General features: G+C 34.8%; 29 protein-coding genes, 1 tRNA gene, 1 rRNA gene, 1 pseudogene and 1 riboswitch. Of the genes and pseudogenes, 8 read left to right on the top strand and 24 right to left on the bottom strand.

Annotation, left to right across the window (positions count from 1 at the left end; translation table 11 throughout):
• Positions 1–53 precede the first annotated feature (53 nt).
• From ACIQ4I_RS19940 to ACIQ4I_RS19960, 5 genes are all read right to left on the bottom strand, one after another.
• Complete coding sequence (locus ACIQ4I_RS19940) at positions 54–884, bottom strand: hypothetical protein (RefSeq protein ID WP_403099357.1); 831 nt, start codon at positions 882–884, stop codon at positions 54–56.
• A 151-nt stretch (positions 885–1035) separates the two neighbouring features.
• Positions 1036–1272 (bottom strand): hypothetical protein, encoded by a 237-nt coding sequence (locus ACIQ4I_RS19945; protein WP_403099359.1) that lies wholly within the window; start codon positions 1270–1272, stop codon positions 1036–1038.
• A complete protein-coding gene (locus ACIQ4I_RS19950; protein WP_403099361.1) occupies positions 1272–1451 on the bottom strand; it encodes a hypothetical protein in 180 nt (59 codons plus the stop codon). The genes ACIQ4I_RS19945 and ACIQ4I_RS19950 overlap by 1 nt, the downstream gene beginning before the upstream one ends.
• A complete protein-coding gene (locus ACIQ4I_RS19955) occupies positions 1435–1626 on the bottom strand; it encodes a helix-turn-helix transcriptional regulator (protein ID WP_403099364.1) in 192 nt (63 codons plus the stop codon). The genes ACIQ4I_RS19950 and ACIQ4I_RS19955 overlap by 17 nt, the downstream gene beginning before the upstream one ends.
• A 494-nt stretch (positions 1627–2120) precedes the next feature.
• The gene (locus ACIQ4I_RS19960) at positions 2121–2762 is read right to left on the bottom strand and encodes a recombinase family protein (protein ID WP_403099367.1); all 642 of its coding nucleotides are present in this window, start codon (positions 2760–2762) and stop codon (positions 2121–2123) included.
• A gap of 517 nt (positions 2763–3279) precedes the next feature.
• On the opposite strand from ACIQ4I_RS19960, the gene ACIQ4I_RS19965 reads away from it, so the two are divergent.
• On the top strand, positions 3280–3450 hold the full coding sequence (locus tag ACIQ4I_RS19965) for a hypothetical protein (protein ID WP_403099370.1): 171 nt from the start codon (positions 3280–3282) through the stop codon (positions 3448–3450).
• Positions 3451–3695: 245 nt separating this feature from the next.
• On the opposite strand, the gene ACIQ4I_RS19970 is transcribed toward ACIQ4I_RS19965, so the two are convergent.
• Positions 3696–5189, bottom strand: a complete 1494-nt coding sequence (locus ACIQ4I_RS19970) for a recombinase family protein (RefSeq protein WP_403099373.1) — start codon at positions 5187–5189, stop codon at positions 3696–3698.
• A 58-nt stretch (positions 5190–5247) separates the two neighbouring features.
• On the opposite strand from ACIQ4I_RS19970, the pseudogene ACIQ4I_RS19975 reads away from it, so the two are divergent.
• Positions 5248–5598 (top strand): annotated as a pseudogene (locus ACIQ4I_RS19975) (manganese catalase family protein); the annotation flags it as partial.
• Between the two features lie 57 nt (positions 5599–5655).
• On the opposite strand, the gene ACIQ4I_RS19980 reads toward ACIQ4I_RS19975, so the two are convergent.
• A complete protein-coding gene (locus tag ACIQ4I_RS19980) occupies positions 5656–6156 on the bottom strand; it encodes a pyridoxamine 5'-phosphate oxidase family protein (protein WP_403099376.1) in 501 nt (166 codons plus the stop codon).
• A gap of 320 nt (positions 6157–6476) precedes the next feature.
• Here ACIQ4I_RS19980 and ACIQ4I_RS19985 point away from each other — a divergent pair, with 320 nt between their 5' ends.
• The 3 genes from ACIQ4I_RS19985 (at position 6477) to ACIQ4I_RS19995 (ending at position 8116) form a co-directional block, all read left to right on the top strand.
• Positions 6477–7145, top strand: a complete 669-nt coding sequence (locus tag ACIQ4I_RS19985; RefSeq protein ID WP_403099379.1) for a DUF421 domain-containing protein — start codon at positions 6477–6479, stop codon at positions 7143–7145.
• Between the two features lie 127 nt (positions 7146–7272).
• Positions 7273–7524 carry a DUF3243 domain-containing protein gene (locus ACIQ4I_RS19990; protein WP_403099382.1) on the top strand — a complete coding sequence of 84 codons (252 nt, stop codon included), beginning with the start codon at positions 7273–7275 and terminating at the stop codon, positions 7522–7524.
• Between the two features lie 163 nt (positions 7525–7687).
• Complete coding sequence (locus ACIQ4I_RS19995; protein ID WP_403099385.1) at positions 7688–8116, top strand: YugN family protein; 429 nt, start codon at positions 7688–7690, stop codon at positions 8114–8116.
• A gap of 140 nt (positions 8117–8256) precedes the next feature.
• Here ACIQ4I_RS19995 and ACIQ4I_RS20000 read toward each other — a convergent pair whose 3' ends face one another.
• From ACIQ4I_RS20000 to ACIQ4I_RS20020, 5 genes are all read right to left on the bottom strand, one after another.
• Positions 8257–8433 (bottom strand): asparagine synthase, encoded by a 177-nt coding sequence (locus tag ACIQ4I_RS20000; RefSeq protein ID WP_403099388.1) that lies wholly within the window; start codon positions 8431–8433, stop codon positions 8257–8259.
• Between the two features lie 74 nt (positions 8434–8507).
• The gene (locus ACIQ4I_RS20005) at positions 8508–8828 is read right to left on the bottom strand and encodes a DUF378 domain-containing protein (protein ID WP_403099390.1); all 321 of its coding nucleotides are present in this window, start codon (positions 8826–8828) and stop codon (positions 8508–8510) included.
• A 333-nt stretch (positions 8829–9161) separates the two neighbouring features.
• A complete protein-coding gene (locus ACIQ4I_RS20010; RefSeq protein ID WP_403099392.1) occupies positions 9162–10226 on the bottom strand; it encodes a methyl-accepting chemotaxis protein in 1065 nt (354 codons plus the stop codon).
• 45 nt (positions 10227–10271) lie between these two features.
• Entirely contained in the window at positions 10272–10985 is a 714-nt protein-coding gene (locus tag ACIQ4I_RS20015; RefSeq protein WP_403099393.1) for a hypothetical protein, read from the bottom strand.
• 40 nt (positions 10986–11025) lie between these two features.
• A complete protein-coding gene (locus ACIQ4I_RS20020) occupies positions 11026–11400 on the bottom strand; it encodes a hypothetical protein (RefSeq protein ID WP_403099395.1) in 375 nt (124 codons plus the stop codon).
• A gap of 149 nt (positions 11401–11549) precedes the next feature.
• Positions 11550–11635, bottom strand: a riboswitch (cyclic di-GMP riboswitch).
• Positions 11636–12083: 448 nt separating this feature from the next.
• On the opposite strand from ACIQ4I_RS20020, the gene ACIQ4I_RS20025 reads away from it, so the two are divergent.
• Positions 12084–13514, top strand: coding sequence for a PQQ-dependent sugar dehydrogenase (locus ACIQ4I_RS20025; RefSeq protein ID WP_403099398.1), 1431 nt, complete (start codon positions 12084–12086; stop codon positions 13512–13514).
• 223 nt (positions 13515–13737) lie between these two features.
• Here the strand turns inward: ACIQ4I_RS20025 and ACIQ4I_RS20030 are convergent, their stop codons facing one another.
• From ACIQ4I_RS20030 to groES, 3 genes are all read right to left on the bottom strand, one after another.
• The gene (locus ACIQ4I_RS20030; protein ID WP_403099401.1) at positions 13738–14919 is read right to left on the bottom strand and encodes a NupC/NupG family nucleoside CNT transporter; all 1182 of its coding nucleotides are present in this window, start codon (positions 14917–14919) and stop codon (positions 13738–13740) included.
• A gap of 752 nt (positions 14920–15671) precedes the next feature.
• A complete protein-coding gene (groL, locus tag ACIQ4I_RS20035; protein ID WP_403099404.1) occupies positions 15672–17309 on the bottom strand; it encodes a chaperonin GroEL in 1638 nt (545 codons plus the stop codon).
• 57 nt (positions 17310–17366) lie between these two features.
• Positions 17367–17651 (bottom strand): co-chaperone GroES, encoded by a 285-nt coding sequence (groES, locus tag ACIQ4I_RS20040; protein WP_403099407.1) that lies wholly within the window; start codon positions 17649–17651, stop codon positions 17367–17369.
• A gap of 304 nt (positions 17652–17955) precedes the next feature.
• Here groES and ACIQ4I_RS20045 point away from each other — a divergent pair, with 304 nt between their 5' ends.
• Positions 17956–18558 (top strand): CPBP family intramembrane glutamic endopeptidase, encoded by a 603-nt coding sequence (locus tag ACIQ4I_RS20045; protein ID WP_403099410.1) that lies wholly within the window; start codon positions 17956–17958, stop codon positions 18556–18558.
• An 81-nt stretch (positions 18559–18639) separates the two neighbouring features.
• Here ACIQ4I_RS20045 and tatC read toward each other — a convergent pair whose 3' ends face one another.
• The 3 genes from tatC to ACIQ4I_RS20060 form a co-directional block, all read right to left on the bottom strand.
• A complete protein-coding gene (gene tatC / locus ACIQ4I_RS20050) occupies positions 18640–19422 on the bottom strand; it encodes a twin-arginine translocase subunit TatC (protein ID WP_403099412.1) in 783 nt (260 codons plus the stop codon).
• A 17-nt stretch (positions 19423–19439) separates the two neighbouring features.
• Positions 19440–19634 carry a twin-arginine translocase TatA/TatE family subunit gene (locus tag ACIQ4I_RS20055; protein ID WP_403099415.1) on the bottom strand — a complete coding sequence of 65 codons (195 nt, stop codon included), beginning with the start codon at positions 19632–19634 and terminating at the stop codon, positions 19440–19442.
• A 99-nt stretch (positions 19635–19733) separates the two neighbouring features.
• Entirely contained in the window at positions 19734–20366 is a 633-nt protein-coding gene (locus tag ACIQ4I_RS20060) for a redox-sensing transcriptional repressor Rex (RefSeq protein ID WP_403099418.1), read from the bottom strand.
• A 126-nt stretch (positions 20367–20492) separates the two neighbouring features.
• Between ACIQ4I_RS20060 and ACIQ4I_RS20065 the strand changes: the two genes are divergently transcribed.
• Entirely contained in the window at positions 20493–22433 is a 1941-nt protein-coding gene (locus ACIQ4I_RS20065; RefSeq protein WP_403099421.1) for an ABC-F family ATP-binding cassette domain-containing protein, read from the top strand.
• 452 nt (positions 22434–22885) lie between these two features.
• Here the strand turns inward: ACIQ4I_RS20065 and tsaD are convergent, their stop codons facing one another.
• The 6 genes from tsaD to rrf form a co-directional block, all read right to left on the bottom strand.
• Positions 22886–23908, bottom strand: a complete 1023-nt coding sequence (gene tsaD, locus ACIQ4I_RS20070; RefSeq protein WP_403099424.1) for a tRNA (adenosine(37)-N6)-threonylcarbamoyltransferase complex transferase subunit TsaD — start codon at positions 23906–23908, stop codon at positions 22886–22888.
• On the bottom strand, positions 23908–24351 hold the full coding sequence (rimI, locus tag ACIQ4I_RS20075) for a ribosomal protein S18-alanine N-acetyltransferase (protein ID WP_403099427.1): 444 nt from the start codon (positions 24349–24351) through the stop codon (positions 23908–23910). Before rimI ends, tsaD begins: the two co-directional genes overlap by 1 nt.
• Positions 24352–24359: 8 nt before the next feature.
• Complete coding sequence (gene tsaB, locus ACIQ4I_RS20080; RefSeq protein ID WP_403099429.1) at positions 24360–25064, bottom strand: tRNA (adenosine(37)-N6)-threonylcarbamoyltransferase complex dimerization subunit type 1 TsaB; 705 nt, start codon at positions 25062–25064, stop codon at positions 24360–24362.
• On the bottom strand, positions 25061–25513 hold the full coding sequence (gene tsaE / locus ACIQ4I_RS20085; protein ID WP_403099432.1) for a tRNA (adenosine(37)-N6)-threonylcarbamoyltransferase complex ATPase subunit type 1 TsaE: 453 nt from the start codon (positions 25511–25513) through the stop codon (positions 25061–25063). The genes tsaB and tsaE overlap by 4 nt, the downstream gene beginning before the upstream one ends.
• 141 nt (positions 25514–25654) lie before the next feature.
• Positions 25655–25731, bottom strand: a tRNA-Asp gene (locus tag ACIQ4I_RS20090).
• 487 nt (positions 25732–26218) lie between these two features.
• Positions 26219–26310 (bottom strand): 5S ribosomal RNA (rrf, locus tag ACIQ4I_RS20095); the annotation flags it as partial.

The raw sequence follows: 26310 nt of genomic DNA on the forward strand, positions 1-26310 counted from the left end.
TTTTCCTGTACAGAATGCCTAAAACAGTCGGTTTTACTCGTACGTACAAGGTACTATTTTAGGGGGTTCTCCTCTTTTAAATGTTCCTCAAACATTGCCCTTAAACCGTTTGTATAGTCGTCCTGTCCGTTACTGTCTTTTCTATACATTAGATCAGGATGGACGTAATACATTAAACTACCGCAACTTTCAGTAGTCATAATCAGTCCTTTTTTTTTAAGACTTTTTACAATTTTAGTAAGTTCATCAGGGTCAAGATTAATAGCTTTAGCTAAATCCCCTCTGTTCATTTTCCTAATGATACTAAGATCTGTTTCGTCAGGGTTGTGACAAAGAAAGCATTTTTCAAAATGGAAGTAGGGCAATATCTTATAAAGAAAACCTAACTGATTAAGTGATAGATTATCGACAATTGTACTTAATCGCCCCTTTAGTAGCTTTGTAAAAGGTTTCTTTAATAACTTCCCCATACAATGGAAGTTTTCATTAATGTAAAAGACTTTAGAACGTCCTTCTTTCGTTGGGATAAGTATAGAAAGATATTCAAGCCTTTTTACTATTTGCTTTGTCTGTGTTGCTCCTCTGCCTAGTATTGCTTGTAGGTCTTTTTGATATAAGGGTTTTCCTGCTTTAGATAGCTTACCCTTGCCATTTTGTTTTAAATAGTGGAGTAGTTTCATAACCGCTCCACCTTCTATTAATGATAGATGTTGTGTAACCTCTCTGATAGGGTCATGATAACATGCAACAAACGGAATTATGATCTTATTCCTATAAGCGGTTTTCCTTTGTCTTTCCTGAATTGCCCTTTTCCCTTCTTCTGTCATATAACTCGCTACATTAACCACTTCACCTGTAAGTGTGTTTATCATTGGAATACTCACTTCAAAAACCTCCTGTAAATTGTCATAGTCTTTTTAGCAATCGTTTCATGTGATCTAGTTGTTGCATAAAAAAACCACCGTAAGGGGGTAATGGTTATAGAAAACCGCTCCTATGTATTTACTACATAAAAGCGGTGGGTTTGTAGAATGGTTATTCAGAAATGACTACATTAATTTCCTCTTCACTTGCTCCACGTCCTAGTAAAAACTTTACTAGACTATCTTTATCTACGGCAAAATTGTACTTAGTGTTGCGAGAGTAATAGCCATCTTTGATACGATGGGCACTATTAAATAGCCCACGTTGTAAGTAACCTAAAACAGCCCCCTCAGTAAACGCTATGTTAAAATCGTTTAATATTCGGCTAGTTTTTTCAACTGTAATCATTAAATATCACTCCTTAAAACGAGTTTTCTGATAGTGTCTTTTGTAAAATAAAGACTGTTGCCTTGGTAGACTTTTTCAACGTATGGGGACGCAACAAGTTCAAAAAGCCTTGTAGTTGAAATATCTAATACTTTAGCTGCTTGAGAAAAGCTATAAAGATTTTCATTTTTTACTATCATTACTAGCACCACCCCGCTTTAACCACTCCATCACCAATGCCTTGTTAAACCGTACTGACTTACCAACCTTTACACGCCCTGGAATTACACCCTCACGAGATAACCTATAGGCTGTCTGATCTGACATCTCTAAAAGATTAGCTAATGAACGTACTGTAAGGAACTCTGTTTCCATACTCTAAACCTCCTAATTTGTGTTATTTCTTGCTCTTTCACAAAACATTATAAGAATGGTATTTAAATTCATAACCTTAAAAGGAAATAAAATAATATAAAAAAATATACAAAGATAGATAACAATAAATACCTATTGTGCGTACGTGGATAGAAATATATAGGTAAGTTGAGGGAACGAATGTATAGTTATAACCTGTAAAAATGATGGTATCTGTCTTTATTAAAGTTAAAGCTTTTGGGGCGTATGTTTTAAAGCATTGTGCGTCTTGATAATTTGAAAAAAATTTTATGCGGAGCGGATGACCCATACATAAAAATATACTGCTCAAAGTCAATCATTCGATAACGGGTATGTCATATAACAAAAAGAGAGTAGTAAATTAACTACTCCCTTTATTATCTGCATTGCTACATATAACTTCTTCTTTCACGTTGTCCTAACACACCTCACCTAAGGATTAAAATAAAAAAGATAGCTCTCTAAAGCTACCTTTATCGTTTAATATCCTCACGTTCAAGTAATCTATATATTGTTCCTGTACCAACCTTATAAGTTTTTCGTATATCTGCTATACTGTTTCCTTCTAGGTATGCTTTTATAATTGCATTACGTCTTACTTCCTCTTCCCCACCTTCAACAAGTTTAGTCTTTCTCCCCTTGTATTTACCTTTTGCTTTTGCTATTGCAATGCCCTCTGCTTGTCTTAGCTTAATATCTTCACGCTCTTTTTGTGCAAACGCTGCTAATAAAGAAAGAATGACATCTGCTAGTGCTACTTGTACAATATCATCTACTTTTTCTTTTGGCGTGTTCAAAATGGGTTCTTTTATAAACTCTAGGAAGACACCTTTCTTCAAGTAAAATTGGTATTCTTCTTTAATGTCCTCATAGTCACGTGAAAGTCGTGTAATACTGTCAAATACAACTGTATCCCCTTCTTGTACTGCACCCTTTAGTTTTTGATACTTTGGGCGATCTGTATTCTTACCGCTCATTTTATCAATAAACATATTTTCTTTATCAATTCCTAAAGCTTTCATACTTTCGATTTGTCTACTTTCGTTCTGATCTACACTTGATACACGAATATAAGAATAAATTGTCATTACCGCCCAACTTCCTTCCGTTACCATTTTTATTACTCTTACCTTACCGTTAAATACGGTAATAGTCAAACGGTAATTTAAGAACGTTGTTAAATCAAGCTTTTAAGCGTATCATTTTTGTTACCGTTTAAGTGTAGTCTATCGGTAACGACTTTTTTATGTAGAATGTTACATTCGTCAACTGTTGGACTTTCCAAAATTACCAAACCTTCCAAAGTTACCAAACTTACCATTTTTCGAGTTTTTGAAATTCATCTATATACTAGGAAATGTATTATACGGTGGATGCAAATTATATGGGACAATTAAATTTAGATAAAATCTGAAAAATCCTTTTTACATTTTTATAGCGATTGCCTATAACATATCAGAAATGCAAAAAAGTTTTTTTCTGCAACGACACTTTAAACACGAATAAATAGGCGTCTATTATGTTGTCCTTTCTAGATTGCAAAAATATTTAAAAAAAATTTAAAAGATTAAAGAAGGACATTCGAAATTACTTAGCAATTAAAATACATCAAAATTTTAGGGGGATTTACATATGGATTTAAAGTATTTAGAAATGGTCTTAATTGTAGGTGGGGCATTGATAGGGATGGCAATAAATATTACTGGTAATGTGGTCTATCATACACTTAGGATTGGTATGTTGTTCAAAAATGAAGATAAAAATAAAGGCAAAGGCAAAAAGAAAAGACCACCTAAAAAATAGGTGGTTTTTTTATAAGTGGATATTTTTTATTATATTGAATGATTTTGTGGCAATGGTGGTGCGGATCAATCAATCACCGTTTATCGAACTGCTATCGTAACCCAAGGTATATGATAGTAAGCGATGACAAAGCGACTTCAATTGCTATCATATATCGCTATCATAATGCACTAGCAATAGACCGTACCCTATCGGTAAAGAATTGTAATACTATTCATATCTCACCTATTGGTAAAATTAAAAAACTAACTAGTAAAGTCTTTCCAAACAATATCTAACTCGATTTCTTTGTTTATTTTCTTATAGTATATAACATCTACAAATTCCCTTAGAATGTTATTTGTTTCTGTTGGTGGTAATATGTCTTTTCCTTCTAAAAAGCCCTTCATTCTGCTTATCACATGATCTATATAGTCTGTACTCGATAAGGCTTTATTTTCTTCTAGTTGCTCCAATTTAGTTTTTAGAGAGTTTTCTCTTGCTCTTAGGTTTTTAATCTGTTCTGTTGTTTCATCTTCGGTAAATATTTCTGCTAAATATCCCTTTTGAACTCTTCTTATTTCTTGTCCTATCCTCTTCAAGTCATTTTCACTAGTTCTAATTTGTACATTAATTTTATGGCTATCCTCCACTTTTATTTCTTGTATAAGGTCCTTATGGTTTTCTATTTCGTGAAGGTATGACTCTAAATGACCATAAAAAAGTTCTTCAAAGTCATCCATATTCGCCCCTTGATTTTTACATACAGTGTAATTTGTTTGATCTATATAATGCCTTGTTTGACATGAACTAATTCTTTTTTTCCCGCCTTTAGATGTTTGAAAAGAATGTACTCTATTACATAAAGCACACCTTATAAATCCACTAAAAGGATGTTTACCTAATTTTAAAGGTATAGGTCTTGAATTTCTACTTTGTTTTAATTCTTGTACTTTGTTCCAAAGTTCCTTACTTACAATTGGATCATGTGTACCTTCTACTAAAACTTGTTCGTCTTCACTTGTCTTGATATTTCTTTTTCCGTATTCACTTTTAGTCTTTCTATAAAGTGAGTCCCCTTTATAAGCAGGATTATTTAAAAGCCTATTAACACCTGATGGACTCCATACCATGGAATTTGATGTTTTTACACCTTCTAAAGAATATTGATAAGCTATGTCCTTTGTAGACATACCACTTGCATAGTCATTAAAAAGTCTTAGGATTATTGTGGCGTCTTCTGTAGTCTCTAGCCTTTTGGTCTTCCTATTGTATTTGTAACCGATAGGGGTTTTCTTCCCCATCCAATTACCTTCTTTTGCAGATTGTATAGAACCCCTTACAAGCCTTCTTTTAATTGTTTGATACTCGTTTTTAGCTAAAACTGATTGTATGTCACTAAATAGGTCATCTTCTTGCTTTGTAAAGTCATATATTTTATTTGGGGTTATAACTTTACACCCCGCACTTATTAATTCTTCTTTGATTATTCCAAAGTGTGTAGTATTTCTTGAAAGCCTATCTAAATCATTTACTACAACCCCGTCATATGAGTATGCTTTCACCTTATCAAGCATTTTTTGAAGTTGTGGACGATCTAGTGTTTGGGATGACGCAACCTCTTTAAAAATCTCATATGCCCATTTATTTTTTTGGCATAACTCAACTAAAATAGCCTGCTGTCTATTTATAACTTCTTCTGTTTCATCTTCCCTAGATTTTCTAACATAAACCGCTACACTGCTTATTTTTCGTTCCATAAATGCCACCCCGCTACTATTGATATATACCCTATCTTATCAAAGTTGCATAATAGAAACAATCTGTAAACTTACAAAAGACGCTACACCAGAACAATTAAAAGCAGCTGGTCTTGGTGAAAACTTTGTAAATCATGATCAAGCGCTTTTTTACAGTAATGCTGCAGGAAATCCATTTACAGCCACTTATATTCAAGCTAAAGGAGATCCAATTGCTGACTTATATGAGGATATTGCTGCTGAGGAAAAAGCACGTGCTACTTACCAATGGATTATTGATATGTCAGATGATCCGGATATAAACGATAGCTTAAAATTCCTTCGAGAAAGAGAAATTATACATTCACTCCGTTTTAGAGAAGCTGTTGAGATTTTAAAAGAGGATCGAAATACAAAGAAATTCTTTTAAATTAAAATTGGCGTAAGTTACTGAATGTTTCCTTCATGTAACTTACGCCAAAACTTTTTAATGCATTAATCCTTCATTTAATTTACCTGTTATTTTATCAATTTGGACTTCAAAAAGTTCAATTTTAGGAAGAATCGGATATCCTTCTCTTTCAAACGTCCAATCAGGATTACCATACTTTTCTAACAAACAGTCAAAAAACCATGCCTTTTTTTCATCTGCTTCAATGCGGTTGATCTTCCCAAATAGAACAACGCTTGTATAGACAAGAGCTGATTGGCATGCGTACTTTTTGCCAGGGTGTAAGTCCCCCATCTCACTTACCTCAATACAAACATTCGGGTTCTTTTTTATATTTTCCCAAAAGTGGCTGTCACGGATATTGCCAATATGAAGATATACCTTGCCTTCTTCAAAAATATAGATAAGTGGAATTACATATGGAAATCCCTCTTCATCTACAGTTGCTACATGTGCTACTTTAGCCATTTTCAAAAAGTGCTTTGCTTCTTCATCAGATATTTCTACTCTCTTATTTTGAATATGTCCTCGCATCATTTCTCCACACTCCCCTTTTAGATCAAATAAGCCTCTTACAGGAAATCGGTACAAATACCCATTTATTACCAACCTTCTGTAATTTGCCCTCATTTTAACATATATTTTAAATACATGATATATTAGAAGTTAAATTTTTCTATACCTCATTAAAAATGCTTACCTAGATAGGGACTGAAAACTATAAATAAAGAATGAAATAAACTGAACGTGGAGATAATTAAATAAACCTAGATTACACATGGGTTATTCAAGTGAAATATTCACATTTAAAAACGGATGCAACTCTGAAAAATAACTAAGGAGAATTTTCTTTAATCATGCTGTATATAACCTTTAAGCTGTTAGCAGGATTTATCATTTTATTTATCATTATTTCTTTTGTAGGTCGGAAAATTATCAATCAAATTACACCTTTTACGTTTATAGGTTCCATTGTTATTGGAGAGTTTTTAGGAACTGCTGTATATGAAGAACATGTTCGTATATTAGAAATTATTTATACGATTAGCTTTTGGGGGCTACTACTCTTTATAGTCGAATATCTAGATAGAAAGTTTTTACCCTTTCGGAGGCTTTTTCAAGGGGAACCAAGCGCTCTCATTAAAAACGGAATAATTGATCGTGAAGAATTAAAAAAATGCCGTATGAATATAAATCAATTACAAAGCTTACTTAGGCAAAATGGGACTTTTTCCGCTCGAGAAGTGGCCTACTGTTTTTTGGAGTCAAATGGTTCACTTAGTATTTTAAAGAAACCAAAGTATCAGCAGACAATAATAGAAGACTTCAACCTTCCTGAAAAACCCGTTTACGTCCCTGTTACGCTTATTAGTGATGGTAAAGTATTAAAAAATGAATTAAAGAATATTGGTTTTGATGAAACTTGGTTAAAAAAACAATTAGCAATGCATAACATTTCGAAATATACTGATGTCTTTTTAGCTGAATGGCTAGAAGGTGAAGGGATTTTTATACAAAAGTGTTGATTATACCTAATAAATTGTTGCTGTTTTGTTATTTATTCGATCTAACGTATTATGCTAATAATCGATAGGACTACATATTATTTTCACCTTTGGACATACTTAAAGTATAAAGGAGGGATAATATCCTATGTTAGATAACTGGCAAAAATGGACATCTTTTTTAGGGCAAAATGTAGCGCAAGCTGAGCATGCTGGCATGCCCAATAAAGTAATCCAACAAGCTGCAGTGCAAATTGGAGAGTACTTGGCGCAAAATGTTGATCCAAAAAACGAACAAGAACGTGTACTTTCTGATATGTGGGGCGTTGCATCAGAAAGCGAAAAAGAAGCATTAGCAAATTGCGTACTTAAACTCGTGCAAAATAAGAATCTACAGTAAACTATATACTCCCCTCCCATTGTCAGATACATGCTAACAATAGGAGGGATTTTTAATGTGCAAATAACTTAAAACCTTATTTTAAAAGATTTTTCTATTTTTGAATGATATTCATTTTTTTGTTAAGAATAGTAACAGTAAATCCTAACAGAGGTGAATAAGCATGATACAATTCGAATCACGAATTGAAGGTAAAAAAACGGAATTTGGCTATATTCGAGATATTTTCGAACCTTTCAGCTGTAATTTCTGCTCTAACTTTGAATACCATGAAGGGATGTTTGATTCGATTCTTTATCGAGAAGACGGAGAAACCATTTACCTTCGGATGCCTTTTAGGGTTATAGAAGGTGAGTTAGATCACTACTCTGCTTATATTCAGTTTGGAAAACCTTATGTAATCAAGCATGTAGTAAATCTTGGCTTAGACTATGATGAAAACTCATTATTAACTGCTACAGGTGGATTTAGTCAATTTCAAGATCCTTTGGATAGGGATGGTGAAATTAACGATAAAAGTAGATGGGTAAAAGCTGGTAAAGAGAAAATTAATCAAATGCTAAATTCGTTTGAGGATGAATTAGTTTCGTGAAAAAATTGAAGCAAATTAACATATCTAACCTGAAATAATTTCTTCTTTAATGCATTCCCTTCCCTTGATATATATTTATGTACAGGTACCCTACTAAATTGAAAAGGGAGAAGGATAATTCCTTCCCCTTTTTGAATCCATTAGCGACGATGCTCGACTAAATCAATTGTACCTAATACAATATGAGCTAATCCAAAGCCAATAATCGAGCCTCTAATCCACGGCGTAATGCTTTTATTATTCCGTAATACCACTCCTGTGGTTGTTACAGCTGTTCCGAGAACTGCGGGGATTAACCCTTCTCGTGCGTTGTTCATAAAAACACTCCTCTCGTTTGTTGGCTAAGATTCTTTTGCATTAAAATTCGCATAGCTATTGGAATAAAATCGGCTTAATCTTTCTTCTTTTTCTTTTTATCTTTTTTAACATCTGTAAAATCGGCTTCCTCACCAAATTCAGTAGACAAATCAGGATTTCTTCTGAATTCACGGTTTGTATCATACTCTTCATCTTCATCTTCTAGAGGGACAAACAAAAGGGCTATACAAGCTAATCCACTTATACCCACAAGACCATAAATAACTCTAGATATAAATGCAGTTTCCCCTCCAAATATTGCTGATATTAAGTCAAATCTGAAAAATCCAATCAGCCCCCAGTTAATAGCACCAATAATAACCAGAGTTAAAGCAATACGATTTAGTACTGTCATGAAGTACACCTCCCTTATTTAGTTGCTAAGATTCCCTCTTATCTTTTGCATTTAAAGAATTTTAATACTAAGTGAAGGAATACGCTTATAAATATAATTTGCGTTATCCACTATTGTGTTAAATACCGGAACAATCATTTAATGTTTCTACCCAACACATTGGCCTGAATTAAAAAAGTGTAATAACCCATACTTTTCGTAAATACAGACAACATTAAATACGTATACTTACTTTACAAAAGAAGCAAAAAAAGAAACCTCCTATCAATTCAATGAATTGATGGAAGATCTCCGTAATTAACGATATGGTTGACCAACAGATGAATATTTCTCTTAAACTTTATCTAATGAAAAAAGTTTTTCATCATTTTTTAGCTCTATAAGATTTTTTGCTTCTTGAACTAAATTTTGCATTGTATTTAATTCATCATCGCTAATTTCAACTAGCTCTTCAAACATTTCAGCTGATTCTCGAGAAATGAAAGCAATCTCTTTAATTGCTGCCATAATTTGCTGAGAACCTGAAGATAGTTCTTCTGTAAATGCAGATGAATTAGCATTATTTTCAGCAATAATTTTTGTAGCATCTACAATCTTTTCGAACATCGTTCCAATTTCTAAAATTGTAGTATTCGTTTGTGCAAATTCTTCTGTTCCTTGCTCCATTGATTTTACCACTCTGTCCGTCTCTTCTTGAATATTTTTTACAATATTCGATACTTCAGAAGATGACTGACGTGATTGTTCAGCTAATTTACGAACTTCATCAGCAACTACGGCAAACCCTTTACCGTGTTCACCTGCACGAGCTGCTTCGATAGCTGCGTTCAATGCTAATAAATTTATTTGCTCTGAAATCCCCGTAATTACTTTAACAATCTTACCAATTTCGTGCGATTTTTCTCCAAGTATATTGATTGCACCAAATGTTGTATTAATCGTTTGATTAAATTGCTCCATTTCCACCATCGAATCTTTTAGCTTTTCGTTACCTTCTTGCGTCAATTCTAACGTAGTATTCGATTGTTCTGAAATTTGGTTTGATCTTATAGATAGTTCTTCAATAGCCTCTGTCATGTCTTGGATAGAAGTAGAACTCTCTTCAGTAGCTATTAATTGCTTTTTTAATCCTTTACCAACCTCATCTATTGCGGCCCTTACAATATCAGCCTTCTCAGCTGCGTATTCCCCATGTTCAGTAAGTTTTTCACCTTTTTCATTCACATTTTCTGCAAATAACTGAAATTGCTCTCTTACTTGACCTGCTGATGGTTCCTTCACTTCTTTTGTAACGTCATTATTTATATGAGAATGACGTTTAAGCGTAAAATATTGGTAAGCAAAATACAAAGATGTACATAATAAAACGACAATAATTCCTAGCATGATAGCTTCCATGAAAAAAAAAATCTCCTATTCTACTAACGTATTAATGATGAAATTTTATAGCTGTTTTACAATGATGTAAATTCCATCTGCTACAGTCGATGGAATATTGCATAGCTTCTCATTGTTTTCATATTTATGAACAATAAAGTTTCCTTCTACGTCTACATATTTTGTCAAACCATGATACTTCTCCAGCAACCGCATTGACTTCGGATTTGTCGCTTCAGCTAACATAAGTCTTAAGCCTTCTTCTGTTGCTTTTTTAGTTAATATATCGCCTAACCTTTGTACAATGTCATGACGATTATACTCAGCAATTACACCTAATAAAAATACATGTAATACTTCTCCATCTTCCATATCTTTTCCATAACGTTTTTTATAATCTTCTAGGAAACGTATATCGATATCCTCTAATACCCGCATTACTATATTCATGTCAGCAAACGTGCCACCAAAAATATCGCCTTCGATAATTTCAAGGGCATTTGTATCCCCGACTAGTGCGCCTACAACATTTTGTTCTTTATCTAGCGCAACAACACAGTAGCCTTGGTCAGCATTTGTCTCGATATATTCCTTTGTAAATTGATAGAAATCTTCGTAAGGTAATTTTAATGCGTACCCGATTATCGGTTCTTGCACCCATTTACCAGCAACATCTACTCCAATAAATGTTCTTGCTATACATGCTGCTGCCTTTTCAATTAAATCTGGTTGGTCCTTTGTAAGGATTTCATATGTATATAAATCTTCTGTTGTATGCATCGTGATGTTCCTCTCCAAAATAGATTCGATTAGTTAAAAACTAGCGTAAAGTTGTTTCAGAAACATGATCAACTACTGTTCCTGGGAAATCAATTATTTCTAGAGCATTTCGAACTTGTACTTTAGAAATTTTAGATTTAGGATTTACGAGCACAATATCTTTAAAGCCAAGTGAAACATAAAACAAGATAGTTTCCCCTAGCCCTGCTGAAACCTTTGAAGGAAGGGGTGATTGGTATGTTGCATCAACTACAAACGTATAAGTATTTTTTGGTACTTTTGCTACGGTTTCTTGTAAATCCTTTAAATATTCCTCTACAAGATCTGCTTTAATAAACCCTATTACCTGAACGTGCACTTCTTTCTTTGCTTCATAAATTGCCATTTTATATTTTGGCTTATCAACAACTAACATCTTTAATCTCCTTTTCTATAACTATTTTTTAGATACTGTCTCTATATCCATGACCTGACAATGTAAGCTGCCTTTCATTACAGCACTTCTTCTAAACGAAAAAACTACCCCAACAAAAAATTGGGGGTAGCCAAATAACCACTTCTTATCTTGGCAATCCGACTATCATTATCCAAGAGGATTTTAGACTCGTAGCTTTGCTCCTTACCTTTCAATAAGTTTGCCTTTTTTAAGAAAAATGATCGAAATATCACATTCATCTACCAATATAACAGTATAATTTACTTATTAACATTTTTCTACACTAGTACTTTTTTCGAAAGAATATCGGATTAATTCAAGGGATTTTCTGATAATAATTAGAAGGAAGTGGATAATAAAGTACCACTAGATGATTATACTCCGAGGAAGTTTCTACTCCTTCCCTAATTGCAGGAAAAGCAAATGAGAATGACAAAAGGAATGATTGTATCATTAGATTTATCTTAACCACCCCATGTTATGTTGACAATCTTATCCACATTAATCGTGCTTCTCTTGAACTCAATTCCCTTTAGGTTCCTATTGCTTGATTTACAAAATTAGAATACCTTGTCAGATTCCTAGACCCTAATTAGGTACTAATAGAACAGTTCTAATCATATTCTTGAAAAAGAAAACAGTTAGAAGGAGTGTAAAGTTAGTTGAGAAAAGTTAAGGTTAGTTTACAGCCTATTGTAAGTAAGATAAATTTACCCACTGTTTTGAAAACAGCAATACTTCCGGGTGACTCAATTGAAAGACTATTTATTGCTACTCAGGTAGGAGAAATCTTTTACATAGGAAATGGAGTTATAAATACTTTTTTAGATATTCGCCCGCAAATCTTAAAACTAGGTACCTCTGAACAGGGTGTTTCGGGTAGAGGATATGATGAACGGGGATTGCTAGGACTAGCGTTTCATCCCCTGTTTTATTATAACGGTCTGTTTTATCTTCATTATTCAGTATCTGGAACACAAGGTCCGGGTGCTCTTCCTAAACCTTTTAAACATAACCCGTGTGATCCCACAACTTTAAACTTAAAATGGATAAATAGAGAAACTCAATATGATCATATTGATACAGTTGAAGAATGGGTTGTACAACGAAAAAGTCAACCTCAAAAACGACGGACATTACTTAACATAAGAAGACCATTTTTTAATCATAATGGTGTCAATAGCTTAAACTTTTCACCTGAAACAGGAAAACTTGTTTTAACAACCGGAGATGGTGGATCGGGCTATGATCCATTTAACTTAAGCCAGGATGATATGGAAATCGCCGGTAAAATCATTGAAATTGATGTAGTTAAAAATACATTTATCTATAATCCACCCGTAGTCACACGCTTTAATGAACTTCCCGCATCTATTCAGGAAACACTTACGGTACTTGCCAAAGGGGTACGCAATATACCAGGCATTTCATTTCAAAAGTTTTATAATCAGTATATTAAATATGTGGGGAATGTTGGACAGGATTTGGTAGAGTCAATTTTTTCATTTGTTCATTATAAACCAATACCGGTTACTCAGCTTATTCAAGCTTCTTTAAGAAACACCGAACCTGACCAAGATGGATTTATTAACTTTGGCTGGCGAGGGTGGGAAGGTGCTTTTCCTACTTCGATTATAAGGGGCTGCACTAACAATCCAACTTTGGAGGAGGAAACAATTGCTTATTACAATGAAGCGGTAAAAACTTCATTCAGGCGTCTTCAACCTTTAACTAGTTATTTTCATAAAGATCAAAGGCCCGATAAGTTTGGAGGAACTGCACTAACAGGAGTGCAAGCTTATATGGGGAATGAAATCCCCAATTTAACGGGAAGTGTTGTGTTTACCGATCTTGCCAGGAATGAAGGATCGGAGCCTCCAGTTAGAGGGGTTTTAGCTTATACCAATGTAAGAGCAGATTGTAAACTAAATGATTTTAGTATTATTGAAACCGACTATGATTTTGGGTCTCAATCAGCTTATTATGTTACTTTGGGGACGAATCTGGATCAAACCAGACTATATTTAGGGGTTTATGGTTCTATGAAAGTGACTGATTTTAACCTAGGTACTATTTTTGAAATTGTTCCATAATTCATCACTATAAGGTTCGTACGCTATCTTTTTCAACTGATCCGGTAGTTTAATAGCAACTATAACCTTAGCATAATCGGGAGTTCAACTAAACTTCGCCTCTAGTCATCCATGAAGTTCAAAATATACGCAATTTAGTCATAAAAAAACTGCACCCCCATAGATGTCTAACTAAAGGAGTGCAGTTCAAACGATATTTCAACAACTGCTACTTTTTTTAAAATTAAATAACCAAACCAACAATTATAGCCGTTAAGATACTAACAAGTGTGGCTCCATACAACAACTTTAAGCCAAAACGAGCAACTACATCCCCTTGCTTTGCATTCAACGCTTTTACTGCTCCGGAAAGAATACCGATAGATGAAAAGTTTGCAAAGGATACAAGAAATACAGAAATAATGCCCAGTGTATGTGCACTGAAAGACTTAGATACTTCTCCAAGGCTCATCATTGCAACAAATTCATTCGTTACTAATTTGGTTGCCATAATTCCTCCGGCAGAAATAGCATCTGCCCATGGTACGCCCATTAGGAAAGCTATTGGTGCAAAGATATATCCCAATATTTCTTGGAAAGATATACCGATAACCATTTCAAATAGTGAATTGATTAAATCCATTAATGCTACGAAACCGATAAGCATAGCTCCAACAATAACGGCTACTTTAAATCCATCCATGATATATTCTCCAAGCATTTGAAAGAAAGTTTGCTTATGTTCATCTTCAATCGTTAAGATATCTTCGCTTTCTTCTACTGTATACGGATTAATGATTGAAACAATAATAAATCCACCAAACAAGTTCAGCACAATCGCTGTTACAACATATTTTGGTTCAATCATAGTCATATATGCTCCAACAACTGACATAGAAACTGTCGACATTGCTGATGCGCATAATGTATACATTCGCTGCGGAGTAATCTTATCTAATTGTTTTTTTACAGTAATGAATACTTCAGATTGACCTACCATTGCAGATGCAACAGCATTATATGATTCCAATTTCCCCATACCATTTACTTTACTTAAAAGTAAACCTATCCATTTCATGAAGAAAGGAAGAATTTTAAAATGCTGCAAGATCCCTATCAATGCAGATATAAAGACAATCGGTAATAATACATTTAGAAAGAAGGAATACTCTCCTTTATTCGCTAAACCACCAAAAACAAATGATACGCCCGCATTTGCGTTAGACAATAAATGATCAAATACATTTGTTATTCCTTTGATTAGAACATAACCAAACTTTGTATTTAGCAGCAATACTGCCAATAGAAATTGGATGATTAACATTATAATTATATTTTTATATTTTATTTCTTTCTTGTTTTTACTCATTAACAGAGCTAAACCAAAAACAAGTAGCAATCCACAAAAGGATATTAAGTATCTCATAAGTTCCTCCATAAATATATTTGATAATTTTTGGGCGTTTGATAACCAAAACTACAAAGCCATTCTTTTGTTCATTATGTTCCAATAACGAAACTTGAAGAACAGCCATAGATATCTTCACTAGAAAATAAGTAGTCAGACGTCAGACAAACAATCTCACTATAACAGTTTTTTTACTAGCAATTCAATAGGTAATAGAAAAAAAATATGCTAGAAGGCATACGAGTACGATAAATACAGTATGCCCTATTTTGCACAACTAAAACTTAAAGACATTTCCAGAAAGCAATATCAAGATACTCTAAACGTTTTAAAAGACATATTCTGATAGTACAAGGGAAGGAATACATCGAACTCGGAGGATGATTTAAAGCATTAGAATTAGAGATTATCAGGAAGGCCTCCATCGAGTTTGCCTATCCTAAAAAAGATAAAAAAACATTGAAAAGCTGGAGGAAGAAGAAGTCCCTAAGTATTTGGAAAAGGAGGAACTTGCACTGTTTTTAAAAACCGCTAAGAGATAATCAAATCACCCAGAATGTCTTTCTCTACGTGACAAAAGAAATGAAAAAAGAAGCTTCCCAAAAGTTTGCACAACTAATGAGAAGCTTCGATTATAATCCTTTTATGTTAGCATTACACTTTCATCTTACATACAAACCCTAATATATCAAGGGTTCAGACACAGTAGTATTCGGACTAAAAGCGCGACATCGTGTCGCAACGTCCGGGTGACCAACATCTTGTTGGCTCTACATCATACCGCCCATGCCGCCCATGCCGCCCATATCAGGCATTGCTGGAGCTACAGCTGGTTCTGGAATTTCAGCTACTACCGCTTCTGTAGTTAAGAATAGAGCTGCTACAGATGCTGCGTTTTGAAGAGCTGAACGAGTTACTTTTGTTGGGTCGACGATACCAGCGTCAATCATGTTTACCCATTCGCCATTTGCAGCGTTGAAGCCTGTACCAACTTCTTCACGTTTTAAACGATCAACGATGATTGAACCTTCAAGACCTGCGTTATTTGCAATTTGGCGAACTGGTTCTTCAAGAGCACGTAATACGATTTTAACACCAGTTGCTACGTCACCAGCTTCTGCTGCTTCAACTTCAGCAACTTTGTTGTAGATGCTTACTAAAGCAACACCACCACCTGCAACAATACCTTCTTCTACTGCTGCACGAGTTGAGTTAAGAGCATCTTCAATACGTAGTTTACGTTCTTTTAGTTCTGTTTCAGTTGCAGCACCAACTTTGATAACTGCTACACCACCTGCAAGTTTAGCAAGGCGTTCTTGTAATTTTTCTTTATCGAATTCAGATGTTGAATCTTCATATTGAACACGAATTTGTGCAACACGAGCTTCGATGACATCTGCGTTACCAGAACCTTCAACTACTGTAGTGTGGTCTTTTGTAACAACTACTTTACCAGCATGACCTAACATGTCGATTGTAGCTTGTTTTAAGTCTAAACCAATATCTTCAGTAATTACTTGACCACCAGTTAAGATTGCGATATCTTCTAACATCGCTTTACGACGATCACCAAATCCAGGAGCTTTAACAGCTACTGCATTGAAAGTACCACGAAGTTTGTTTACTACCAAAGTAGCTAATGCTTCGCCTTCTACGTCTTCAGCAATAATTAATAGTGGTTTACCTTGTTGAACAACTTGTTCAAGTACTGGTAAGATTTCTTGGATGTTAGAGATTTTTTTATCTGTGATTAAGATATATGGGTTGTCTAAAACAGCTTCCATTTTATCTGTATCAGATACCATGTAGTGTGATAGGTAACCACGATCGAATTGCATACCTTCAACTACATCTAATTCAGTAGTGAAACCTTTAGACTCTTCGATTGTAATAACACCATCGTTACCAACGCGTTCCATAGCTTCTGCAATTAGTTCGCCTACTTCATCATCAGCTGCAGAGATTGCTGCTACTTGAGCAATTGCTTCTTTGTTTTCTACTGGTTTAGAAATTGATTGCAATTCAGTGATTGCAGTTGCAACTGCTTTATCGATACCTTTACGAATGCCGACTGGGTTAGCACCAGCTGTAACGTTTTTCAAGCCTTCACGAATCATAGCTTGAGCTAATACAGTTGCAGTAGTAGTACCGTCACCAGCGATTTCGTTTGTTTTAGATGCAACTTCTGATACAAGTTTTGCACCCATGTTTTCGTATGGATCTTCTAGCTCGATTTCTTTTGCAATTGTAACACCATCATTAGTAATTAGTGGTGAACCGAATTTTTTTTCAAGAACTACGTTACGTCCTTTAGGTCCTAATGTTACTTTTACTGCATTAGCTAATTTGTCTACACCTTTTAACATAGCGCTACGAGCGTCTTCACTAAAACGAATATCTTTTGCCATTTTGAAATACCTCCTAATATTTTATCTATCTTTTTTTATAAACTTTTTAAGTTATTATTATTCAACGATTGCTAGAACGTCTGATTCACGTAAAATTAAGAATTCTTTACCTTCGTATTTTACTTCTGTCCCTGAATATTTAGAGAAGATGATGCTGTCCCCTTCTTTTACATTAAGTGGAACTACATTACCACCATCAGTTAAGAATCCAGTACCAACTGCAACAACTTTACCTTCTTGAGGTTTCTCTTTTGCAGAGTCTGGTAGTACGATGCCGAATGCAGATTTTTCTTCAACTTCGACAACTTCGATAACGATACGATCGCCTAATGGTTTTAACAATTGAAACAACCTCCTAGAATTTGAATGAATATATATTATATTATTAGCACTCCTCTGTATCGAGTGCTAACACAATTATTATATTAATGAATTCTATTTCTTTTTGCAAGCGAGAAGCATAAAAAATTTTGTTTTTATTCGCTTATATTTTACAATGGAGGAAACCATGTAATTAGAGAGGATTCTGAAATTGAAATCTAAAAAAACAGCATTATATATTTTATTGATTTACATTGCGATGCAATTATCCTCTTTCCTTTTTTTACGTCCTTTATTCCACTTTATTAAGGGGCGTTTCCCGGAAATGAGTAAAAACGAGCTTATTTTAACAACTCAAGGTTGGTACATTTTTATTAGTATGGGTATTACTCTTATTATCTTCCTTATATTAGTTTCTCGTGATCAAAACTTTTGGAAGATCTATAAAGGTAGCAAAGCTCCCCTACCATTAGCCATTTTATGGGGGATCATTGGTTTCTTTATGGTGTTTATAGGTCAATCTATTGGTTCAATGATTGAAAGTACCTTAGGGATTCATCAAGGTTCTCAGAACACTGCTAATCTTGTATCAATAGCTGATGTTGCCCCAATTGCTATACTAGCAATTGTATTCATTGGGCCAATTCTTGAAGAGTTTGTATTCCGACGTGTTATATTTGGTTCACTCGTACAAACTACTAATTTCTTTGTTGCAGCTTTAGTTAGTTCGATTGTATTTGCGCTTATTCACCTAGACTTGCCGCACATCATAATATATGCAATCTCAGGCTTCATATTCGCATTCCTCTATCACAAAACGAAACGAATTATTACATCTATTATTGCTCATATGATGCTAAATGGTTTCGTAACGGTCATCCAGTTATACCAAGAACCTATTAAAAAATTTTTAGAACAATATCAATAAATTCATGTTTTTAAAAAGATATATGCTGGAGATGGATAATAACTTATTCTCCGAAAAGCAAAGAAAATCCTTCTACCTTTATTATTTGGTAGAAGGATTTTCTTCTATAGAACTTGCTGCAAGTTCTATTTGTCGTTGTTGCTCAGCTTTCAGATATTTTCGATAACCAACCCGAGATATGATAATACTAATCTCGTATAAAAAACAAAGTGGAATAGATACTATAAATAATGACATAACATCTGTTGGTGTAATAATATCTGAAATAACTAATAAGATAAAGTATGCATATTTACGAACTTTCGATAACATTTGTGGTGTTATAATTCCTAAACGTGTTAAGAATAACACTACTATAGGTAATTCAAAAACAATTCCGAAAGGCAGTGTGATTTGTATTAAAAATTGGAAATATTCATTAATCCCAATAGTTTGCTCTACATCTAACTGAGCAGACATGTCGGCCATGAACTTAATCATGTATGGAAACAATACTTCGTATGAGAACATGACTCCACCAACGAATAAAAGTACAATGTATGGAATATATCTTAATGTTGCTCTGCGTTCCTTAGCAGATAAACCAGGACTAATAAAAGCCCAAAATTGATATAATATGACAGGTGATGTCATAACAATTGCCAATACAAAAATCACTTGAAAGTATATGTTTACCGGGTCCGTTATCTTAAAAGAATGGAGCTGTAATTCTTTTGCTCCGCTGCTATCTTGTAAGAAATGGATTAATGGTCCTGCTAAAAAGAAGCCGCCGATCACAGCAATCACAAAGAAAACGGCAACGATTATTAGCCGTTTCCTTAATTCTTCTATATGTTCGACAATAGTTAGTTCAGTATTATTCATTCAACTAACATCCTAACTTATTTATCTTCAGATTTTGTAGATTCAGATACTTTTTTAGGAGTTTCATCATCATCCGCTAAACCTTTTGTAGCATTTTTAAATTCACGGAGAGTAGAACCCATTGCTTTGCCAAGCTCCGGTAATTTCTTCGGTCCGAAAATTAGTATAGCAACAACTCCAAGGATAACTGCAGTTCCAGCACTAATTCCCATTTTACGCACCTCCTCATAAATATGCTCTTATTTTACCCCATAACAATATTTTTGGCTATTTCTATTCATAACACCATTTGTGAATATTTTAAGTCACGACTAATCGTTACGCATAAAGTAACTTAGTGTTTGTAATTCAATTGTAAGGTCAATTGTATGCACTCGAATGTTATCTGGAACATTTAATCGTACAGGCGAAAAGTTTAATATACCTTTCACACCCATTTTAACTAGACGATCTGTCATAAATTGTGCTGAACGTGCAGGTACCGTTAATATCGGTAGTTCTGCATCATATTCTACAAATTTCTCCTCTAATAGATCTGGTGGGAAAACTGGAATATCATTTATATATGTACCTTCTGGGGTACCACTTGTATCAAACGCCACAACAATTTTCATATTATGGCTTTTTTGGAAATTGTAATCTAGTAAAGCACTGCCAAGGTTCCCTACTCCGATTATCGCTACATTCATTCGTTCATCTTGATCTAGTACATGTCTAAAAAAATCAAGTAAATATTGTACATCATAACCGTACCCCTTTTTACCAAGGGCTCCAAAATGTGAAAAATCGCGGCGAATGGTCGCTGAATCAATCTTCATTGCTTCACTTAGTTCCTTCGAAGATATTCTTCCTTGTCCAGCTTCTGCAAAACTTAGGATGAAGCGATAGTAGAGAGGAAGCCTTTTTGTTGTAGCTTGTGGAATATTATTATTAGTAGCTTTCACAATGTTTCCTCCTGCAATCAATCCGAAATCGTTTCAATCTTACATGACGATTGACCATATGTAAAGCTATCCCGTTGCACACATGAGTATCTTCCTATAAACTAGGATTGAACTGAGGTGTCTAATATGATCGTTTTACAGGTCAATCAATTATATAAATCTTATATTGCCGATGAAATTTTAAGTGGCGTTAAACTTGAAGTACAGCACCGAGATCGCGTAGCACTTGTAGGTCGTAATGGTGCCGGTAAATCTACATTATTAAAAATAATTGCAGGAAAGCTATCGTATGATTCTGGTGATATCATCATGCCAAAAGATATTCGCTTAGGTTATCTAGACCAACATGCTGGACTAGAATCTTCGCTTTCAATTTGGGAAGAAATGATGACTATTTTCGAACCGTTGAAAAAGCAAGAACAGCAGCTTCGAAAATTAGAACAGAAAATGGCTGATCCTGCAATATATGAAAATACAGAAGCTTATGCGAAAATTATGGCTGAATATGATCAGCTACAACACGATTTTAAAGAGCATGGAGGCTATCAATTTGAAGCTGATACGCGCTCAGTGTTACACGGAATGCAATTCTATCCAGAAAGTTATGACCAGAAAATCTCTTCACTATCCGGTGGTCAAAGAACTCGTTTAGCACTTGCTAAGTTGCTATTAAGCAAACCTGAATTACTCATTCTCGATGAACCTACTAACCACCTAGATATCGAAACATTAAGTTGGCTAGAAAACTTCTTAAAGAATTATGATGGTGCAATACTAATCGTATCACATGACCGCTATTTCTTGGACCAAGTTGTTTCTATTGTATACGAAGTTTCTCGTCATCATGTCTCAAAATTCACAGGCAACTATAGCAATTATTTAGATGAGAAAGCAAAGAACTATGAAAGAGACCGTAAAATATTCGAAAAACAACAAGGAGAAAAGGCAAAGCTTGAAGCCTTTGTCCAAAAGAATATTGCTCGTGCATCTACTACGAAAATGGCACAAAGCCGTCGTAAAACCCTTGAAAGAACTGAGTGGATGGATGCACCAGATAGAGATGAGAAATCAGCTACCTTCACTTTCGGTATTGATCGCCAAAGTGGAAATGACGTTCTCTCTATCAATGAATTAACGATTGGCTATGAAGGAACAGAAATATCAAAGAATATTCAAATGCGTGTTTATCGTCAAGATCGCATTGCGCTTGTCGGACCAAATGGTGTCGGTAAATCTACATTATTAAAAACAATTGTCAAGGATAAGCAAGCACTTGTTGGTGAAATCAATTATGGAACGAATGTACAAATTGGCTACTATGATCAAGAACTAGCAAAGTTAGCAAGCAATAAAACCGTCTTGAAAGAACTTTGGGATGAATGGCCATTAATGAGCGAAAAAGATATTCGGACTGTACTTGGCCGCTTTCTCTTCTCTGGTGAAGATGTGGATAAAATTGTGTACGACTTATCTGGTGGTGAAAAAGCTCGTTTATCCTTAGCAAAATTAATGCTCCAAAAATCAAATTTGCTTATTCTCGATGAACCAACAAACCATTTAGATTTAGATAGTAAAGAGGTATTAGAAAATGCTCTTATAGACTATCCAGGTACATTACTTTTCGTATCACATGACCGTTACTTCATTAACCGTATAGCTACAAAGGTGATCGAACTTTCCAATGATGGTACTACAGAATATCTTGGGGATTACGACTACTATATTGAAAAGAAAAAAGAACTTGAAGAAATTGCAGCCGAAAAATTAGCAGCATTACCTCAAGCCCAAGAAACAATACTAAAAAAACAAAAGAATACGCAAATTGATAAAGAAGCGAAGAAAAAAGAACGAAAAATACGCCGTCGCATTGAAGAAATTGAGGAATCATTAAGCGTTTTTGATAACCAGATAAAAGAAATTGAAGAAAAGCTTTGTGATCCTGCAATCTTCCAAGACCATGAAAAAGTGATAGTACTTCAAACCGAACTAGATCGTATTAAAGAACAACGTGAAGAAATTGAATTCGAATGGATCGAATTAAACGAACAGCTAGAGGAATTAGAATAACTTTTGAACCTTGGGGCTTTCTAAAAAGTATAGAAAATACTTTTTAGAAAGCCCTGCTTATTACGCAAAATACTATAAAAGGCTATTGGCTCCTGCGATTACTCGCAATAAAGGAAATGTCGAAAGATTATTTTTCGACATTCCCTTTGTCGTTTAAAGGGGGTTCTTGTCTATATATTGGTCAATAATAAATTTTTACCCTATTTCTTTCCACAGATTTATACACAGTTAATATCCTTTTATTTCAATGAACAAATATACTTTTCCACATTATCCACAGATTGAAGTGAAGTTACGAACAAGAAATTGTGCAAAAGTCACCACTATATATAGAAAACACACATGTTATCCACACCTTATCCACAAATTGTGGATTATTTTCGAATTTTCTTATTATTTTGCTAATAAAAAAAGACTTTCATCCATAAATGAAAGTCTTTTTTGTGGATTATTCAGTCGTTCCAAGAAACAAGTTCCATTCCTGGACGTCCATTTAATGTTAAATCACTGCGTTTCCCCGCTTTGAACATAGATGTACCCGCAGCTGCAATCATTGCTGCATTGTCTGTACATAATTTTAAAGGTGGCACATAGAAAGGTATGCCTTCTTTTCTGAAGGTATCCTCTAATGAAGAACGTAAACCTTTATTTGCTGAAACTCCACCAGCCGCGATTACTTGTTTAACGTTAAATTCACGTGCTGCACGCAAAGTTTTTGTAGTTAAAACTTCTACCACACTATCTTGGAATCCTTTTGCAACATGCATTGGATTAATCGCTTCGCCTCGTTGGTCAGCATTATGTTTGTAATTAATAACCGCTGATTTTAATCCACTAAAGCTAAAATCATATGAATCATGCTCTAACCAAACACGTGGAAAGTCAACTGCATCATCACTTTCATGTGCTAAACGATCAATTTGTGGACCACCTGGGTAAGAAATATTCAACACCCGTGCAACTTTATCATAAGCTTCACCAGCCGCATCATCGCGCGTTTCACCAATTAATTCAAATGATCCATCAGCCTTCATTAAAACAAGCTCTGTATGTCCACCTGATACAACTAGTGCTAACAATGGAAATTCCATTGGTTGAAATAGTGCATTTGCATAAATATGACCTGCAATATGGTGTACACCGACTAATGGTAAATTATTAGAGAATGCAAATGCCTTTGCAGCATTAATTCCTATTAATAATGCTCCAACAAGACCCGGACCTTCTGTAACACAAACTGCATCTAAATCTTCTGGTTTCAAATTAGCTTGTTGTAACGCTTCTTCAATAACGATTGTTACTTGCTCTACATGATGACGAGAAGCGATTTCAGGTACAACTCCCCCAAATCGTTTATGACTTTCTATTTGAGATGCAACCACATTGGAAACAATCTCGTGTCCATTTTTTACAATAGAAGCAGCCGTTTCATCGCAACTACTTTCAATGCCTAATATATATAAATCTTTTTCCATTATAAATTCACCCACATGACAAGAGCGTCCTCTTGATTATCAGTATAGTAGCCTTTACGAATTCCGCCTTCTTGGAATCCAAGTTTTCGATACAAGTTTTGTGCAACAGTATTTGTTACACGTACTTCTAAGCTCATTACGACAACATTGCGTTTCTTTGCAATGCGAATTGCTTCACGCATTAGTCCTTCACCAGTACCTTTTCCTCTACCTGTAGGAAGTACGGCTACATTCGTAATTTGACTTTCATCTAACACAATCCACATTCCACAAAAGCCGATTATTGCATCTGTTTCGTCCACAGCAACGACATAGGTGGCTTGGGTATTGGTTGTCATTTCATGATAAAAGGCATCAAGTGTCCAAGGTGTAGCAAATACGTCTTCCTCGATACTATGTACTGCCTCAACATCTGCAATAGTCATTTGTCGATACTTAATCATCGGCTCACCTATTGTTTTTCCTTTTGATCTTTTATCCAGTTTGCTTCAGCTTCTGCTAAGCGGCAATATTTTGGAACGAAAGTATGAGTAGCCTCTATAGCTGGTAACTCTTGTTGTTCCGCTAGATGAATAAGCTGTGCTGCATTTGGCAGATCTAGTGTATATGATGCTCTTAATGCTTGTTCACCTAATTCTTGTTGGATTAGTGCCCAGAAATTATCCACATCATGCCCCACAAACAATACTGGTTGTCTTAGTTCTTTTAATTGTGCTAATAACCCTAACATACTGTAGTGACCATCTTCTACCACAGGAGCAAGTCCATTGGTTGCATCATACGCCGCAGCATAAACATTTTGACGTCTAGCATCGATCAATGAACAAATAACGCCTTCGTACATCTCTGCATTCGCAGCAAGTACTTGTAAGCTCGAAATACCAACTAACGGTACTTGTAATGTCCAAGATAATGTTTTTGCAATCGTCACTCCTATACGTACACCTGTATATGAACCAGGTCCTTGGCTTACTGCAATCGCATCAATATCTTTTGGAGACATATTCACTTTTTTGAAAATATGCTCAATCGCTGGCATCACACCAGCTGAATGATTCACTTTGATATTCGTTACTTCAGCTGTAATGATTTGTCCATCTTTTACTATGGCAACAGCTAAAGGAGAATTTGCTGTATCTATCCCTAACCAGATCATTTCATTAACTCCTCACACAATCGTTCATAGCGCTGTCCGATTGGTTTCAATAAGAATCTTCTTGTATTTTCATCAACTCGTTGTATTTCAATTGCTAAACGTGCAGCAGGAAGATCTTGTTCTATTAAGTGTGCCCATTCAACAACCGAAATTGCATCACCATAGAAAATTTCATCCCAACCAAGATCTTCATCGCTATCTGCTAAACGATAGACATCTAAGTGATTAAAGGGTAATCGCCCTTCATATTGCTTTAAAATCGTGAACGTTGGGCTATTGACTGTACGAGTAATACCAAGACCTTTTGCTAAGCCTTGCGTAAACGTTGTCTTACCTGCGCCAAGATCTCCTTCCAGAGTGATTGTATCTTGTGCCTCAAGTAAATTAGCCAATTTCAACGCTAATTGGTTTGTTTCCTCTAAAGAACCAACCATTATTTCCATTGTCATTGTCTTCGTCCTCTCAATTTCACATTATCTATAGTTTACCTAAAGCTTTACAAATGTTCAAAGTGAACGAGTTGAAACATCTAGACATAAAAAAATAACACAGCCTCTTTAGCTGTGTTTGAATTTACATTAAATAAAAAATGGCGGTTCGGACGGGACTCGAACCCGCGACCTCCTGCGTGACAGGCAGGCATTCTAACCAGCTGAACTACCGAACCGTTTCATTTACAAGATTTATTCTATCAAATATATCTAATTTTAACAATACTTTTATTATATAAAAATATTTTTCGGAGAGTTAATAATTTCAATTTCATATCTGGTAACTAATATGGTTTATTATCTTTTGGTTGAAAGTAAAAAGAACGAAGAGAACTACCCAGCATTTTTAGCTTAGGTAGTTTTTCGGCTAATGATTTAATCTTTACCAATACATACTTTCCGAAAAGAGGTACGAAAAAAATCACACTAAAGTTATCAAGGAGTAACCATATCATTTTTAGCGTCAGCAAATGATCCCCTTTTACAGACAAATCAACTAATTATTAGATAGGGCAAGAAACTAAGCCTTCATCAAACTCTGTCGTAAGCATAGTTATGTCATGTCAATTTCGTTTAAATTCTTCAAAAACTAATGGAGATAAAAGAAACAGTTTTGTCGTATAAAAAAAGATACTACCAATAAAATTAGTAGTACCTTAGTGTGCCTAGCAACGTCCTACTCTCGCAGGGGGACAGCCCCCAACTACCATTGGCGCTAAAGAGCTTAACTTCTGTGTTCGGCATGGGAACAGGTG

The sequence above is a fragment of the Rummeliibacillus sp. NPDC094406 genome, assembly GCF_044763875.1.
Taxonomy (GTDB): Bacteria; Bacillota; Bacilli; order Bacillales_A; family Planococcaceae; genus Rummeliibacillus.

Excerpts from the sequence above, each read along its gene's own strand:
- ACIQ4I_RS19945 (WP_403099359.1), bottom strand. The coding sequence starts at position 1,272 with ATGATTACAGTTGAAAAAACTAGCCGAATATTAAACGATTTTAACATA.
- ACIQ4I_RS19950 (WP_403099361.1), bottom strand. The coding sequence starts at position 1,451 with ATGATAGTAAAAAATGAAAATCTTTATAGCTTTTCTCAAGCAGCTAAA.
- ACIQ4I_RS19955 (WP_403099364.1), bottom strand. The coding sequence starts at position 1,626 with ATGGAAACAGAGTTCCTTACAGTACGTTCATTAGCTAATCTTTTAGAG.
- ACIQ4I_RS19960 (WP_403099367.1), bottom strand. The coding sequence starts at position 2,762 with ATGGTAACGGAAGGAAGTTGGGCGGTAATGACAATTTATTCTTATATT.
- ACIQ4I_RS19965 (WP_403099370.1), top strand. The coding sequence starts at position 3,280 with ATGGATTTAAAGTATTTAGAAATGGTCTTAATTGTAGGTGGGGCATTG.
- ACIQ4I_RS19970 (WP_403099373.1), bottom strand. The coding sequence starts at position 5,189 with ATGGAACGAAAAATAAGCAGTGTAGCGGTTTATGTTAGAAAATCTAGG.
- ACIQ4I_RS19980 (WP_403099376.1), bottom strand. The coding sequence starts at position 6,156 with ATGATGCGAGGACATATTCAAAATAAGAGAGTAGAAATATCTGATGAA.
- ACIQ4I_RS19985 (WP_403099379.1), top strand. The coding sequence starts at position 6,477 with ATGCTGTATATAACCTTTAAGCTGTTAGCAGGATTTATCATTTTATTT.
- ACIQ4I_RS19990 (WP_403099382.1), top strand. The coding sequence starts at position 7,273 with ATGTTAGATAACTGGCAAAAATGGACATCTTTTTTAGGGCAAAATGTA.
- ACIQ4I_RS19995 (WP_403099385.1), top strand. The coding sequence starts at position 7,688 with ATGATACAATTCGAATCACGAATTGAAGGTAAAAAAACGGAATTTGGC.
- ACIQ4I_RS20000 (WP_403099388.1), bottom strand. The coding sequence starts at position 8,433 with ATGAACAACGCACGAGAAGGGTTAATCCCCGCAGTTCTCGGAACAGCT.
- ACIQ4I_RS20005 (WP_403099390.1), bottom strand. The coding sequence starts at position 8,828 with ATGACAGTACTAAATCGTATTGCTTTAACTCTGGTTATTATTGGTGCT.
- ACIQ4I_RS20010 (WP_403099392.1), bottom strand. The coding sequence starts at position 10,226 with ATGGAAGCTATCATGCTAGGAATTATTGTCGTTTTATTATGTACATCT.
- ACIQ4I_RS20015 (WP_403099393.1), bottom strand. The coding sequence starts at position 10,985 with ATGCATACAACAGAAGATTTATATACATATGAAATCCTTACAAAGGAC.
- ACIQ4I_RS20020 (WP_403099395.1), bottom strand. The coding sequence starts at position 11,400 with ATGTTAGTTGTTGATAAGCCAAAATATAAAATGGCAATTTATGAAGCA.
- ACIQ4I_RS20030 (WP_403099401.1), bottom strand. The coding sequence starts at position 14,919 with ATGAGATACTTAATATCCTTTTGTGGATTGCTACTTGTTTTTGGTTTA.
- groL (WP_403099404.1), bottom strand. The coding sequence starts at position 17,309 with ATGGCAAAAGATATTCGTTTTAGTGAAGACGCTCGTAGCGCTATGTTA.
- ACIQ4I_RS20045 (WP_403099410.1), top strand. The coding sequence starts at position 17,956 with ATGAGTAAAAACGAGCTTATTTTAACAACTCAAGGTTGGTACATTTTT.
- tatC (WP_403099412.1), bottom strand. The coding sequence starts at position 19,422 with ATGAATAATACTGAACTAACTATTGTCGAACATATAGAAGAATTAAGG.
- ACIQ4I_RS20055 (WP_403099415.1), bottom strand. The coding sequence starts at position 19,634 with ATGGGAATTAGTGCTGGAACTGCAGTTATCCTTGGAGTTGTTGCTATA.
- ACIQ4I_RS20065 (WP_403099421.1), top strand. The coding sequence starts at position 20,493 with ATGATCGTTTTACAGGTCAATCAATTATATAAATCTTATATTGCCGAT.
- tsaD (WP_403099424.1), bottom strand. The coding sequence starts at position 23,908 with ATGGAAAAAGATTTATATATATTAGGCATTGAAAGTAGTTGCGATGAA.
- rimI (WP_403099427.1), bottom strand. The coding sequence starts at position 24,351 with ATGATTAAGTATCGACAAATGACTATTGCAGATGTTGAGGCAGTACAT.
- tsaB (WP_403099429.1), bottom strand. The coding sequence starts at position 25,064 with ATGATCTGGTTAGGGATAGATACAGCAAATTCTCCTTTAGCTGTTGCC.
- tsaE (WP_403099432.1), bottom strand. The coding sequence starts at position 25,513 with ATGACAATGGAAATAATGGTTGGTTCTTTAGAGGAAACAAACCAATTA.